This is a genomic window from Cryobacterium sp. PH29-G1, from assembly GCF_030063365.1.
Classification (GTDB): domain Bacteria; phylum Actinomycetota; class Actinomycetes; order Actinomycetales; family Microbacteriaceae; genus Cryobacterium.
The window spans coordinates 16879-30871 of the sequence record NZ_JASISY010000021.1 but is presented as its reverse complement, the minus strand read 5'-3'; the positions used below and the strand labels follow the sequence as shown (position 1 = coordinate 30871).

11 protein-coding genes are annotated in these 13993 nt (G+C 67.8%); 9 read left to right on the top strand and 2 right to left on the bottom strand.

The annotated features are described in order from the left end of the window. Positions 1-255: 255 nt before the first annotated feature. The 6 genes from galE (at position 256) to QMK22_RS17180 (ending at position 9007) form a co-directional block, all read left to right on the top strand. Positions 256-1221, top strand: coding sequence for a UDP-glucose 4-epimerase GalE (gene galE, locus QMK22_RS17205; protein WP_283498878.1), 966 nt, complete (start codon positions 256-258; stop codon positions 1219-1221). Between the two features lie 216 nt (positions 1222-1437). Then, entirely contained in the window at positions 1438-1755 is a 318-nt protein-coding gene (locus tag QMK22_RS17200; protein WP_283498877.1) for a WhiB family transcriptional regulator, read from the top strand. A gap of 211 nt (positions 1756-1966) precedes the next feature. Then, positions 1967-5020 (top strand): glycosyltransferase family 2 protein, encoded by a 3054-nt coding sequence (locus QMK22_RS17195; protein WP_283498876.1) that lies wholly within the window; start codon positions 1967-1969, stop codon positions 5018-5020. Continuing rightward, complete coding sequence (locus tag QMK22_RS17190; protein WP_283498875.1) at positions 5010-6467, top strand: DUF5719 family protein; 1458 nt, start codon at positions 5010-5012, stop codon at positions 6465-6467. The genes QMK22_RS17195 and QMK22_RS17190 overlap by 11 nt, the downstream gene beginning before the upstream one ends. A gap of 162 nt (positions 6468-6629) precedes the next feature. Continuing rightward, entirely contained in the window at positions 6630-7730 is a 1101-nt protein-coding gene (locus QMK22_RS17185) for an MTAP family purine nucleoside phosphorylase (protein WP_349361335.1), read from the top strand. Further along, positions 7727-9007 carry an NAD-dependent epimerase/dehydratase family protein gene (locus QMK22_RS17180; RefSeq protein WP_502857969.1) on the top strand — a complete coding sequence of 427 codons (1281 nt, stop codon included), beginning with the start codon at positions 7727-7729 and terminating at the stop codon, positions 9005-9007. The genes QMK22_RS17185 and QMK22_RS17180 overlap by 4 nt, the downstream gene beginning before the upstream one ends. Before the next feature lie 60 nt (positions 9008-9067). Here the strand turns inward: QMK22_RS17180 and QMK22_RS17175 are convergent, their stop codons facing one another. Beyond that, on the bottom strand, positions 9068-10219 hold the full coding sequence (locus QMK22_RS17175) for a sensor histidine kinase (RefSeq protein ID WP_283498874.1): 1152 nt from the start codon (positions 10217-10219) through the stop codon (positions 9068-9070). A 43-nt stretch (positions 10220-10262) separates the two neighbouring features. Beyond that, positions 10263-11048, bottom strand: a complete 786-nt coding sequence (locus QMK22_RS17170) for a response regulator transcription factor (RefSeq protein ID WP_283498873.1) — start codon at positions 11046-11048, stop codon at positions 10263-10265. 205 nt (positions 11049-11253) lie between these two features. Between QMK22_RS17170 and QMK22_RS17165 the strand changes: the two genes are divergently transcribed. Genes QMK22_RS17165 through QMK22_RS17155 form a run of 3 tightly spaced genes read left to right on the top strand, consistent with a single transcriptional unit; the run spans position 11254 to position 13825 of the window. Further along, positions 11254-12126: a glycosyltransferase family 2 protein gene (locus QMK22_RS17165; RefSeq protein WP_349361332.1), complete on the top strand. Its 873-nt coding sequence runs from the start codon at positions 11254-11256 to the stop codon at positions 12124-12126. Continuing rightward, positions 12123-13073, top strand: a complete 951-nt coding sequence (locus QMK22_RS17160) for a TIGR04282 family arsenosugar biosynthesis glycosyltransferase (protein WP_283498872.1) — start codon at positions 12123-12125, stop codon at positions 13071-13073. Before QMK22_RS17165 ends, QMK22_RS17160 begins: the two co-directional genes overlap by 4 nt. Continuing rightward, positions 13070-13825, top strand: a complete 756-nt coding sequence (locus QMK22_RS17155) for a class I SAM-dependent methyltransferase (RefSeq protein ID WP_283498871.1) — start codon at positions 13070-13072, stop codon at positions 13823-13825. Before QMK22_RS17160 ends, QMK22_RS17155 begins: the two co-directional genes overlap by 4 nt. Positions 13826-13993: the final 168 nt, after the last annotated feature.

Here is a 13993-nt window from a genome sequence, read left to right as displayed (position 1 = left end):
AAACGGCACCAGCTGATATTCATGCACGAACTCGCGTATCTCCGCCGCGGTGAATCCTGAACTAATAGACATTTCCCTGCCTCCGACTGATCGTGAACTGACTCACAACCAGCTTGACGCAGAGGGGACGCGGGAGTTGCGGCCACGCCCGAACTCCCGCGTACTGGCGCAACTCCCGCGCAGCACTCGCTCGGGCAGCGTTCGCTACTGTGTAGCAACGGCACGAATCGGTGCCGCACGACCGGATGGGGCAACATGAAGTGGCTGGTAACTGGCGGAGCGGGCTACATCGGCTCGCACATCGTTCGGGCCTTTCAAGCCGAGAACATCGATGTCGTCGTCGTCGATGACCTGTCGACCGGGCACGAAAGCTTCGTGCCCACCTCGGTTCCGTTCGTTCGAGGTGACGTTCTCGACGGTGGTCTGCTCGTGCACACCTTTAACGAGCACCACATCACCGGCGTCGTACACGTGGCGGGTTTCAAGTACGCCGGCGTCTCGGTGCAGCGCCCGCTGCACACCTACGAGCAAAACGTCACGGCCACGGCGACGCTGCTCGCCGCTATGAACACGGCCGAGATCGACCGCATCGTGTTTTCGTCGAGCGCTGCTGTCTACGGCACCCCGCACACCGACCTCGTCACCGAGGCCACCGCGAAGAGCCCGGAATCGCCCTATGGCGAATCGAAGCTGATCGGCGAATGGTTGCTACGCGACCAGGCCGTTGCGACCGGCCTGCGGCACACCTCGCTGCGTTACTTCAACGTCGTTGGATCCGGCGAGCTCGGCCTGAGCGATACCAGCCCGCACAACCTCTTTCCCCTCGTGTTCGCCGCGCTGCTCGAGGGCCGCACGCCGCGCATCAACGGCGATGACTATGCCACGCCCGACGGAACCTGCGTGCGTGACTACATTCACGTGGCCGACCTCGCGCTCTCACACGTCGCCGCCGCTCGTCGCCTCGACGCCGGTGAAGCGATCGAACCGGTCTACAACCTCGGCAGCGGCGACGGCGTCTCGGTCGGTGAAATCATGGCGACCGTGCGCAAAGTGACCGGCATCGACTTCACGCCCGTGATCGGACCGCGCCGGGCTGGTGACCCGGATCGCATTGTGGCGTCGGGTGAGCTCGCAGCCCGTGACCTGCGCTGGAGCATGCGCCACAGCCTGGAGCAGATGGTGCAGAGCGCCTGGGATGCCTCGCGCGCTGCCGAGCAATAAGAGCGGCGACACGCCGTCCGCCCAGATAATCGTGTTACGTTCGCAACGTGTTAATACACGTAGCGTGCCCCAGATCGTTTGATTTTGTCACCTTGGGCGCGTCGTAACCCTCCAGCCAGCATTGAGGGTTTACGATTCGCGACTTGACGTCAGCGAATTACACCGGTGTAATTAGGGCAGGCACTAATTGTGCGTAAACGAGCGCTGGGAGACGATATGGCCTTACCTGACTATCGTTCCGGAGTACCAGAGGACTGGTTCGTTGACCCCGTCACCCTCGGTGTTCCGGGAGTACGACAAGATCTCGGTGACGAGAACCTTCTCGCCTGGCAGGCTGACTCGCTCTGCGCCCAGACCGACCCCGAGGCGTTCTTCCCCGAAAAGGGCGGCTCCACCCGCGACGCCAAGAAGATTTGCTCCGGCTGCGAGGTGCGCAACCAGTGCCTCGAATACGCGCTCAGTAACGACGAGCGGTTCGGCATCTGGGGCGGTCTCTCCGAACGCGAACGTCGCAAACTGCGCAAGCGCGCCTAGGCTCAGCGAAACGGTACCGAGTCATCAGCGCCGGCTTGGGGTCGGTTGCGTATTACCAGCGGATGCTGCGCCGCCCGACTCCACGACCGCGCGCGACCGACCCGGTAAGCGGATGCTGCGGCATCCGCTGTGCTAATACCGGGCCCAATTTGTGAGGCGCGCCCCCTCGTTGCAGGGCCCCCGGCCGATCCCGATCTAGGCTGGTGCTGTTATGCAACCGAGAGTCACCGCAATTCTTGTCGCCCGCAACGGCGCGAAACACCTTGAGCGAACTCTCAAGGCGTTGTCGCTGCAGACCCGTAAACCCGACATCGTGATCACCGTGGACGCCGGTTCCACCGATGCCACCGCGAAGATGCTCTCCGACTTCGGGCCGACGCAGTTCATCGCCGCCGACGCCGATCTCAACTTCGGGCAGGCAATTGCCGCCGCCGTTCGCGTCACAACGCCGCCCACCCACGATCGCGAGCTGCTCTGGCTACTCGCCCAGGACAGCGCCCCCGATCCGACCGCCCTCGAGGTGCTCGTTGATGCGCTTGAGATCGCTCCCTCGGTGGCCGTCGCCGGACCGAAGGTCATGGAATGGATCGCCGGCGAATACATTCACAACTTCGGCGAGTCGATGACGCCGGGTGGCGCCACCGTCACGCTGGTCGAAAGCGAACTGGACCAGGGGCAGCACGACGGCTTGAGCGACGTGCTCGCCGTCAGCGCCGGCGGCATGCTCGTGCGCCACACGGTCTGGGAACAGCTGGGCGGATTCGATCCGGCCCTGCCGACCGTAGACGACTCGCTCGACTTTTGCGTGCGCGTGCGCCTGGCCGGGTATCGCGTCTCCGTGGTGGCGGCCGCTCGCGTCGCATCGGCCGGTGACGGCGTCGCCGGGCCCAACCAATCATCACGAGGGCGTCTGCGCCGCCGCCGGGTGCGCGCCGAGCGTTCCGCACAACTGCACCGCCGGCTGGTCTACGCTCCGGCGGGAGCGCTGGTTTTTCACTGGCTGTCGCTGCTGCCGCTCGCGTTTCTCCGCTCACTGGGCCAACTGCTGCGCAAGGAACCCGGCGCCATCGTGGGCGAATTCTCGGCCGCGTTCGGCGCAGCATTCAACGGGAGGCGGGTCGGCAACGCTCGCCGCTCGTTCGCCAAGACTCGCACGCTCGGTTGGGATGCCATCTCCACGCTCCGGGTGCCTTCGGCCGAAGTACGGCGGCGGCACTCGCTGAAGCGGGAAGCGAGCCTGTTCGGTCTGCACGGTGAACGCCCCGAAATTCGATTCTTCTCCGGTGGCGGGGCCTGGACCATGCTTGGCGCGGCCGTGCTCGGCGTTGTCATGATGGTGCCGCTGCTCGGCGCCGACACCCTCACCGGGGGTGGGATGCTGCCGCTCTCGCCGACCCTGACCGAACTCTGGGCCAGCGTCGGCTACGGCTGGCGAGATGTCGGGCTCGGCTTCGTCGGCGCGGCCGACCCGTTCGCCGCGGTCGTCGCCGTGCTCGGTTCGATCGCGTTCTGGTCGCCGTCGTTCGCGCTCGTGCTGCTCTATGCCCTCGCCTTTCCCCTCGCCGCCGTCGGCGCGTGGATGGCCGCGACCCGTCTGAGCGACCGTGGCAGCCTGCGCGCCCTGGCCGCCACCCTCTGGGTATTGTCACCGACATTTCTGATCGCCCTCGCCGATGGCCGCCCGGCCGCCATTCTCGTGCACCTGCTGTTGCCGTGGCTGTTCTTCGCCTGGTACGCGGCCGCACGCACCTGGTCGGCGTCCGCCTCGGCGGCACTGCTCTTCGCGGCGGTCGTCGCCTGCGCTCCCTCGCTGGCCCCGGCCCTGCTCGTGGTCTGGCTGCTCAGCGTGGTATTGGCCGGTCGCCGGGTGATGCGCTTCGTCGGCATTCCACTGCCGGCCCTCGCCCTGGCCCTTCCGCTGCTTGCCGACCGCGGCCTGCGCGGTAGCTGGCTGGACCTGGTCGCCGACCCCGGTCTGCCCGTGCCGAGCGCGCACGCACCTACCCTGCAACTGCTGCTCGGCCTGCCCGGCTCCGACGGCTGGGCCGATGTGCTGGCCCGGTTCGGTGTCGGCGGCCTCGACCCGCAGCTGTTCGTGCCCATTTTGCTGGCGCCGCTGGCCCTGCTCGCCGTGCTGGCCCTGCTGCTGCCCGGTGCTCGCCTGGCCGGCGGCGCCTGGCTGGTGGCGCTGCTCGGACTCGGCACCGCGCTCGCCGCCAACCAGCTTGTGCTGGCTGCGATCGGTGCCGAACCGGTGCGGGTCTGGTCGGGCGCCGGGCTCAGCCTGTACTGGCTTGGTCTGGTCGGCGCGCTCGTGATCGGGCTGCGCTCCCTGCGCCGCTTCGCGTCGATGCCCGGTGTGGTCGCCGCCCTCGCCCTGGCCGTGGTCGTGCTTCCGCTCGTCGCCTCGCTGCACCTCGGTACCGCCGCGGTGCGGGAGGGGACCGGGCAGACCCAACCGGCCTTCGTCGCCGCCGAAGCTCGGATCGACAGCCGGGTCGGCACGCTCAAACTCACCCCGCAAGCCGACGGCGGCTTGCTCGCCTCGATCGAACGCGGTGTCGGTGCCACTCTGAACCAGCAATCCACCCTGGCCAGCACCGCCCAGACGCTGAGCGCTAACGAGAAGGCACTCGCTGAGCTCACCGGAAACCTCGCCTCGCGCAGCGGGCTGGATACCAGCACGGACCTGGCCGAGTTCGGCATCCGCTTTATTGTGTTGCAGCCGGCCGGCGACAGTGTGGAATCCGGCGACACCGCGTTGCGCACCGAAACGGCCCTCGACGGCAACGCCGCGCTGGCTCCGGTCGGCGACACCGAATTCGGCCGTCTGTGGCAGTTCGGTGCAACGGATGCATCGGCCTCGACTCCCGTGCCGGCGAACGCTGGCGGCGTTTTCGGACTGGTGACCCTGCTGATCGCCATCGCCGTGGTGGGCAGCGCCGTGCTGCTCTCGCTGCCGATCGGCGCTGGCCGTGAAGCGGTGCGCCAAGCCAACCGGGATGCCATTCGCCGAGCGGCCAGGGCCAACGCCAAGCAAAAGCAGAAGTTGAAACCGAAGCGGGCGCGGAAGGTGAAGGGCGTGACCGTGGAATCTGACCTTGACCCCGAGCTGGAACGGCCGCTCGGCACCGATTTGGAAGCAGACCTTGCCATGGACCGGGAAACCGGTGTCGGCACCGGGCTGGAATCGGACGACGGGTTCGAACCGACCGATGAGGTTACCGCCGAGCCCACTTTCGTGGAGGACGACAATGCCCGATAGAAGCACACTCGCCCGCATCGGCGGCCGGGCCGGGCGCGGTGTGCTCGGTCTGGTCGGTATCGCCGTCGTGGTCGCTACCCTCGGCGCGACGACCCTCGTGACGTTGCCGACCGTTGAACGCGAACCGCAGTCGCGTGAGATCGACCCGCTGCCGAGCGAGCAACAGCGGGTCTGCCCCGGGCCGGTGATGACCCTCGCCGAGGATTCGACGCAGGCGCAATCGGCGTCGAGTGTGGGGGCGGCATCCGTTGTGTATGGCGCCGTTGAAGCGGATGGTTTTGCTCAGATTCGCCCGGACGTGACCGAGATTAGCGCGGTCGATGACTCGAACAGCCAGCAGCCGCCGTTGCTGCTGACCGTTCCCGTGCAGGAGGGAGCAACGATGCCGCCGCTCGTGGCCGGGAGCCAGTCGCAGGTTGCCGCGACCGCCACGATCAGCGGACTCGCCGTGGCCGCCTGCGCCGAAGCGGTGCAGGACAGCTGGATCGTCGGCGGGTCGACCGATATCGGACGTACCGGCCTGCTGCTGTTGAGCAACCCGACCACCGTGCTGGCGACCGTAGACGTGACTGTCTCCGGTGAGAGCGGGCTGGTCGATGCGCCGGGGGCCACCGGGATTCTGGTGCAGCCCGGCCAGCAGCGGGTCATCGCTCTGGCCGGCCTCGCTCCGAACGTGAAATCGCCCGTGCTGCACGTGCAATCGCGTGGCGGACAGGTGGCTGCGTCACTGGAGCAGAGCAGCATCCGGGGGATCGAACCCGGCGGCGTCGAGATCATCGGCACGACCGCCACCCCGGCTACCGACCAGATCATTGCCGGTGTGCGCGTCACGGCCGCCGTCACCGACGAGGACGTCACGAGCGGTGAAGGCTTCAGCGGTGACACCCCGTCGATTCGCGTCTTCGTGCCCGGCGACGTTGCGGCGACCGTGCAGATCGGGGTGACGGGCGCGGACGGAACGACCGCGGGAACCTCGACCCAGGTCGACGTCGAGCCCGGAGTCGCCACCGAGGTTCCGCTGGCGCCGTTGGCCGTGGGCAACTTCTCGGTGCAACTGCGCTCGAACGAGCCCATCGTTGCGGCTGCGCGCACGGCCACCGAAGGCGCCGGCGGCAAAGACTTCGCCTGGTTCTCGGCATCGGCGCCGCTCACGGGGGACTTCGCCGTGGCGGTCGCCGCTGGGCCGTCGCCGACCCTGCACCTCGTCAACGGGAAGGCGACGCCGACCACCCTCACGTTGTCACCCGACGGCGGTACCCCGGTGGACGTGCGGGTGGGCGCCGGGGGCAGCGCCACCGTGCCGCTGATCAGTGGTGCAAACTACGTCGTGACCGGCGGCGACGAGCTATGGGCGCTCGTGGACTATGCCGGCGACGGCGTGCTCTCCTCGTTCGCGCTGAACCCGCCGGGGCCGTTGGCCTCGCCGATCCGCGTCTACACGCACTAGTCCTCGTCTTATTTTGCCCGGGCCCGGGCCCGGAAAGCGGGCCCATGTTCTATCGTGGGCCCAGCGAGCGGGCCCGGGCCCGGAAAACGCGGGCGCGCGGCGCGGGCACGCAGGTTTCGATGGCACACTGAACACTCGACTTTAACCTGCTGGGAGCCGCTTGTGACGCTTGAACCGACTGCCAACCCACTCGCCGACCCGCCGATCGCGTCGCTGGTTGATTCGCTCGTGGAACGATTGGTCGATCCTTTGGTCGATCCTTTGGTGGATCCGTTGGTCGATCCGACCATTCGAGCGGAAATCGCGGTGATCGGCGGCTCGGGACTCTACGAACTCGTCGACCCGTCTCAGGCGGTGACCCACCGGGTGAGCACGCCCTACGGGTGCGCTACGGTCACGATCGGGCTGCGCGCCGGCCGCCGTGTGGCATTCCTGCCGCGGCACGGTAGCGGACACAGCGTTGCCCCCCACCTGATCAACTATCGTGCCAACATTTGGGCACTCGCCTCGATCGGCGTACGCGCGATAATTTCCTCCTCGGCCGTCGGGGGAGTCACCCCGGAATATCCGCCGGGGCTGCTCGTGGTCACCGACCAGTTCATTGACCGCACGGCGGGGCGCCCCGACACCTTCTACGATCGGGAATCGGTGCAGCATCTCTCCGCCGCCGACCCGTTCGACCCCGTGCTGCGCGGGTACGCGATCAGTGCGCTCGATGCTCTGAACGAAAATTTCACTCCCGCCGGAACGGTTGTCGTCATTCAGGGGCCGCGATTCTCCACCCGGGCCGAATCGGTCTGGTTCCGCTCGATCGGCGCACACATCGTCAATATGACCGCGTACCCCGAGATCGTGCTGGCCGGCGAACTGAACATGGGCACGGTCAACTTGTCGTTTGTGACGGATGCTGATGCCGGGCTGGAACCCGTGCTCGAAGCGGGTGACCGTACCACCGCCGACCCGGTGGCTCCGGGCCTAGCCGCACCGGCTTCCGGTACCGCCGCTCCGGCTTCCACGAGTCCGGTTCCCGCCGCTGGCGCCGTGGTTTCCGGCCTTGCCACGGCCAGCGAAACGGATGCCGTCACCGCGTCCGTCGTCTTCCGTCGCCTCCGCGAGGCCCAGCCGCGCATCCTGGCGGCGATCGACGGTATTTTGCGTGCCTTGCCGACCGACTTCGCCCCGCGTGAGCTCATCGATCCAGTGCAGGTTGCCGCCGTTCTCGCGCGGGCCGTGCGCGCTGACCCGACCGAGGAACCCGCGTGATAGCCGGGAAACATCTGCTCATCACCGGCGGTGCCGGCTTCATCGGCTCTGCAATCGTCGACGCCGCTTTGGCTCGCGGCTACCGGGTGCGCGTGCTCGACTCGCTGCGTGCCGACGTGCACGGTATCGCACCGGCCCCGGCGTCCCTTTCCGTTCCGGGCCCGGGCCCGGACACTGGGCCCAGGATAGAACATGGGCCCGCTTTCCGGGCCCGGGCCCGGAACAGTGCGGCGGCGGCGGCGGCGGCGGGGCTGGACCCCCGGGTCGAGTTCGTGCTCGGCGACGTGACCGACCCGGCCACCGTCGAGCGCGCCCTGGAGAACATCGACCTGGTGTGTCATCAAGCCGCCAAGGTCGGGCTCGGGGTGGATTTTGCCGACGCCCCCGACTACGTGCACAGCAACGAGGTCGGTACCGCCGTGCTGCTGGCCGCGATGGCGGCGCGGGGCATCCGTCGTCTGGTTCTGGCCTCATCGATGGTCGTCTACGGCGAGGGCAGCTACCGTGGACCGAACGGGTTCACCCGGCCGGGTCCACGTCGGGCGAGCGATCTGGATGCCGGACGTTTCGACCCGCTCGACCTCGCAACCGGCTGGCCGCTGGAGCCGGTCCTGGTGAGCGAAACCGATCCGCTCGACCCGCGCAACGTCTACGCGAGCAGCAAGCTCGGCCAGGAATACCTCGCCACGGCCTGGGCCCGATCGACCGGCGGCCGTGTCGCCGCCCTGCGCTATCACAATGTCTACGGACCGGGCATGCCGCAGAATACTCCGTATGCCGGTGTCGCCTCGCTGTTTCGCTCGGCGATCGAGCGGGGTGAGGCTCCGCGGGTCTACGAGGACGGCCGACAACGCCGCGATTTCGTGCACGTGCGCGACATCGCCGCGGCCAACATCGTCGCTCTCGATTTCACAGCACCCGATTTTCGGGCACCCACCGTCAGCGCGCGAAGCTTCACAGCGCCGAACGGCGAAGCGCCGGATATCGCCGCAGGCGATGCGTCGAATACTGCTGCGACCGATTCCGGGACGTTCCGTGCGTTCAACGTCGGGAGCGGTATCGTGCACACCATCGGCGACATGGCGACCGCTCTCGCGGCTGCGGCGGGCGGCCCACCGCCGGTCGTAACCGGCCAATATCGTCTCGGCGATGTGAGGCACATCACGGCGTCATCGGAGCGTTTGCGGCAGGAACTCGGTTGGTCGGCCCAGGTCTCCTTCGCCGACGGCATGCGCGAATTCGCCACTGCTCCGCTGCGGGCCGCTGTGCATCCCTGACCTGTCTCGGCCGCAGACCCGCAGACCCGCAGACCGTCAGACCGTCAGTCCGGCAAACCGTCAGCCCAGCGGATGCTGCGGCAGCAGCAGCTCAAACCGGCATCCGTTCTGCACATTGGTCACCGTAACCTGCCCAGCATGAGCCAGCACGATTCCCTCGACGATCGCGAGCCCCAACCCGGCGCCGCCGCTCTGACCGGCGCCGGTACCCCAAGCGGACGCCGTGCGCGGCTCGCTCGCCCGCCAGCCCGCTTCGAACACCCGGTCGAGGTCCTGCTCGGGAATGCCGCCGGCCGCATCGACGACCGAGATCACCGCGCGCCCGTCCACGTGTCGGGTGACCGAGACCACGATCGCGCTCCCGGCCGGGGAATGTTGGATGGCGTTCATGACCAGGTTGCCGACGGCGCGGGCGAGCTCGCGGGCATCCGCTTGCAGGGTGAGACCGCGCTCGCCCTCGAACCGCAGGTCGAGTGATTTGGCCAGGGCAACCGGCGCAAGATCGGCGACGGTGTCGCTGATCAGGTCGTACAGGGCCACCCGTTCGAAGCTGAGCTGCAGCGCTCCGGAGTGGATCTTGGACAGTTCGAACAGGTCATCGACCATGCTGCTGAGCCGATCGACCTGTCCGCGAATCTGCACGTAATACCGTTCAGGGTCGGGCGCCATGCCGTCTTCGAGAGCTTCGGACATGGCGCGAATGCCGGCCAGCGGGGTGCGCAGATCGTGCGAGATCCACGCCACAATTTCGCGTCGCGAGGCCTCGATGCGGTCCTCCCGCTCGCGCGATTCGGTCAGCCGATCGGCCGTGGCCGCCAGCTCCCCGGCGAGGGAGGCGAACTCAGCACTCGTATGCCGATCCGGAGAGATAACGGATTCGCCCCGACCAATGCTCGCCGCCGCCGCACGAAAATACTTGTTGTCTCGCACGAGCGAGCGCCCCAGCACCGAGGCCATGACCAGGGACACGATTCCGGCGACGACGGCGACCGCGTAAAAGACGGTCAAATCGTGCGCCGACAGATACATCAACGAGGCGACAGCGGCCGTTCCGCTGACGACCGAGGCGATGGTCGCAAATGCCACGACGATGAGCTGAGTGACGAGTGACCCGCGGGAGAGCAGGCGCAGCGCGAGCAATCCGAGCGCGCCCACGACGAGAGCGCAGCCCAGGGCAATGGCAGCGACGGTCGCAAACACTTGGCCGGTCATCGCACACCGGCTCGCGCCAAGCGGATGCCGCCCCGCGCGCCGGTCATTCCATGCCGCCCGGTGCCGGATCCGCCGCAGATGGTGCCGCGCTCTCGCCGAGTGGCACCGGGTCGAAACGGTAGCCGACCCCCCACACCGTGTTCACGAGTAGCGGATGCGCCGGGTCGATCTCGATCTTTTCCCGCAGTCGCCGCACATGCACGGTCACCGTGGACAGGTCGCCAAATTCCCAGCCCCAGACCGAGCGCAGAAGCTCTTCGCGGGTGAGCACCTTCGACGGCCGCCAGATCAGATAGGCGAGCAGGTCGAACTCCCGCGCGGTGAGCGTCAACGGCCGGCCCCGCAACCGAATTTCGTGCGCGGCCAGATTGAGGGAGAACTCTCCGGCGTCGAGAATCCCCTCCGGAATCGACTCGGCGCTGCTGCGCCGCAGCACCGATTGCACTCGCAGCACGAGTTCCCGGGGCGAAAAGGGCTTCACCAGGTAATCGTCGGCACCGGCTTCGAGGCCCTCGATGCGGTGTTCTTCCTCGCCGAGCGCGGTCAGCATGATGACCGGCAGCGTGCCCCAATTCATACGGATGCGCCGGCACACTTCGATGCCGTCGAGTAGCGGAAGCATGCGGTCGAGCACCACCAGATCCGGCTGAATGGCTTCGGCCTGGCGCAGACCGGCCAGCCCGTCGACGGCCTCGTCCACGACAAATCCGGCCGCGCGCAGGTACTGCCCGACCACCTCGGACACCATCGGGTCGTCTTCAATCACAAGCACGCGGCGGCCGGCGAGGGCATCCGTTCGGGGTGGGGCAAAGTATTGGGAGGGGGACACCCCCTCAGACTAAGCGGGCGGCCGCCGTGCCGTGTGATGCGGCGTGCCCGTTACGCAAGGCCAGAACCGGTCCGCACTGCGCCGCCCGCTGCGCTTCCCCCTAATGACGCCGTTCGCCCAGCAATAGATCCCCGCGCCAGTATCCTTCCGCGGTTCGTAATCTCTTTTGCCCGGAACCGTCAGAGCGTCGCATTAGGGTCGAAGAATGATCGATATTCGGGTGGATGTGGTTCTGCCGTGCCTGAACGAGGCGCGCGCGCTTCCGTGGATTTTGGAGCGGATGCCGTCCGGCTACCGCGCGATCGTCGTTGACAACGGGTCGACCGACGGCTCCGCCGAACTAGCCCGCAGCCTGGGCGCCCACGTCGTGCACGAAAACCGCCGCGGATTCGGTGCCGCCGCCCACGCCGGCCTCCTTGCGGCGACCGCGCCGATCGTGGCTTTCTGCGACGCCGACGCCTCGATGGATCCCCGTGACCTGCCGCTCGTGGTCGACCCGATCAGCGCCGACGAGGCCGATCTCGTGCTCGGCCGCCGCTGCCCGACCACTCGCAACGCGTGGCCGCCGCATGCCCGGTTAGCAAATACCTATCTTTCTTGGCGACTGCGCCGAATAACCGGTGTGAATATTCATGACCTCGGCCCCATGCGGGCGGCCCGCCGCGACCGCCTCCTCGCCCTTGACCTGCGCGACCGCCGTAGCGGTTACCCGCTTGAGATGTTTCTGAGCGCCGCAGCGGCCGATTGGCGCATCCGTGAAGTCGATACCGGCTACGCGCCGCGCATTGGACGCAGCAAGGTGACCGGCACCGTGCGCGGTACCGTCACCGCCATCAAGGACATGTCCGCGCTGCTCCGCGCCACCGCCACCGACAACAATGTCGGCACCCGGGACCGGACTGCCCGTGCCGACCGCGCTGCCGGTGATGCCGGCGCTGCCCGGGCCGACCGGGCCGACCGGGCTGACGGCGCTGACCGCGCTGACCGGGTTGACGGCGCTGACCGGGTTGACGGCGCTGACCGCGCTGCCGGTGATGCCGGCGCTGCCCGGGCTGCCGCGAGCGAGGCCCGCTCATGACCGTGATCGTCGTCATCGCGAAGGAATGCCTGCCCGGCAAGGTCAAAACCCGCCTGCACCCCCCGCTTTCGCTCGAACAGGCAGCGTCACTCGCCGCGGCCAGCCTCGCCGACACCCTCGCGGTTGCCGGAGAGTTGCCGGCAACGCGGCGCATCCTGGCGTTCGATGGTGTGACGGTACCGGCGGAGGCATCCGGCTGGGAGATTCTGCCGCAGACCGGGGGAGGCCTCGACGAGCGTCTCGCCGCCATCTTCGATCACCTCGATGAGCCGACGTTACTGCTCGGAATGGATACCCCGCAGATCAGCACCGCGCTGCTCGCCCCGGTATTCCACGAATGGAATGAACAGTCGACCGCCCAACTCGGTTCAACCGCGCGACTCCGTTCGACGGCGCAGCCCCGCGCCACGGCGCCGAACGATGTGACCGCATCGAGCGATTTAACCGCATCGAGCGATTTAATCGCGCCGCAGGATGTGACTGCGCCGAGCACTGTGCCGGCGCCCCGCTCCCCGGATTCGATCCCTGAGGGGGGCGCGCCCCGCGACCCGAACCAGGCCCTGGACTCGCAGTCAGCCGTTGACGCCTGGTTTGGCCCCGCCGATGACGGCGGCTTCTGGGCGCTCGCACTGAAGAACCCGACGGGAGCGCTGCTGCGCGGCATCCCGATGAGCCGCGCCGATACCGGTGCTCATCAGCTGCAGCGCCTCGACGATGCTGGCCTGACCGTGCGCCTGCTGCCCTCGCTCACCGACGTCGACACCATAGCGGATGCCCGCACCGTCGCCGCGTCCGCCCCAAACACGCGCTTCGCGCGCGCTTTCGCCCGGATGAATTCATCCGCTCGGCTCGACGACTACGAACCGAGTGCCGGCGAACAGGCTACGGGCGAATTGGACGCTGAGCCGAACGCCGACATTCTTTTCGTGCGAGGGACAAGCTCATGACCATCGTGTCGCCCCGCTTCAGAGATCACTCGGCCGACCGTGCCCCTGCCGACCGTGCCCCTGCCGGTCGCATTGAGCGCCAGAGCACCTTCGGTGCTGGCGGATCTGAACCCTACGCCCAAGCCCTGCAGAGCGACAACAACACGCTCTATTTGCACGGTCACCGGGCTGACGCCGATCCGGGCACCCCGCCCCGGGTTTCGACCATGCACGCCGGGCGGTGGAGCGCCGATGCCGATGCGATTGACCGTTCCCTGCTCGCCGGGGTTGCCGGACCGCTGCTGGACATCGGCTGTGGTCCGGGCCGAATGATTCAGGCCGCGATGGATCAGGGACTGGACGCCCTCGGTGTGGACGTCTCGCCGACCGCCGTGCGCATCGCCCTCGCCGCCGGACTCGCGGTGCTGCACCAATCGGTGTTCGACGCGATTCCGCTCGAGGGATCCTGGGCGACCCTGCTGCTCGTCGATGGCAACATCGGCATCGGCGGAGACCCCGAGGCTCTGCTCGAGCGGTGTGCTTTCCTGCTCGCTGCCGACGGGGTGCTTGTTGTCGAGGTACACCGCGACCCCGAGCACGATCTCGCCTACGAGGGCACCCTGCACGACGCCGCCGGACACACGAGTGACGCGTTTCCGTGGGCCGAAATCGGAGTCAGTGCTCTGCGCCGACGGGCCGCACGGGTCGGACTCGTGCCGGTGGCCGATTGGACCCAAGGCGGGCGCTCCTTCGTGCGCCTCGCCCGCGTCTAGCCGTACCCAGCCGTGCGTGGTGCTTTCCGGGCCCGGGCCCGGAGAGCGGGCCCATGTTATGCAACCGGCCCGGAGAGCGGGCCCATGTTATGCAACCGGGCCCATGATCTAGCGTGGGCCCGGTTGCATAAGGTGGGCCCGACCCGCGTACCCCGGTCCGCGTACCCC

Bases quoted from the DNA above. Each gene is read 5' to 3' on its own strand.
- QMK22_RS17155 (WP_283498871.1), top strand. From the start codon at position 13,070: ATGACCATCGTGTCGCCCCGCTTCAGAGATCACTCGGCCGACCGTGCC.
- QMK22_RS17195 (WP_283498876.1), top strand. From the start codon at position 1,967: ATGCAACCGAGAGTCACCGCAATTCTTGTCGCCCGCAACGGCGCGAAA.
- QMK22_RS17175 (WP_283498874.1), bottom strand. From the start codon at position 10,219: ATGACCGGCCAAGTGTTTGCGACCGTCGCTGCCATTGCCCTGGGCTGC.
- galE (WP_283498878.1), top strand. From the start codon at position 256: ATGAAGTGGCTGGTAACTGGCGGAGCGGGCTACATCGGCTCGCACATC.
- QMK22_RS17165 (WP_349361332.1), top strand. From the start codon at position 11,254: ATGATCGATATTCGGGTGGATGTGGTTCTGCCGTGCCTGAACGAGGCG.
- QMK22_RS17200 (WP_283498877.1), top strand. From the start codon at position 1,438: ATGGCCTTACCTGACTATCGTTCCGGAGTACCAGAGGACTGGTTCGTT.
- QMK22_RS17160 (WP_283498872.1), top strand. From the start codon at position 12,123: ATGACCGTGATCGTCGTCATCGCGAAGGAATGCCTGCCCGGCAAGGTC.
- QMK22_RS17190 (WP_283498875.1), top strand. From the start codon at position 5,010: ATGCCCGATAGAAGCACACTCGCCCGCATCGGCGGCCGGGCCGGGCGC.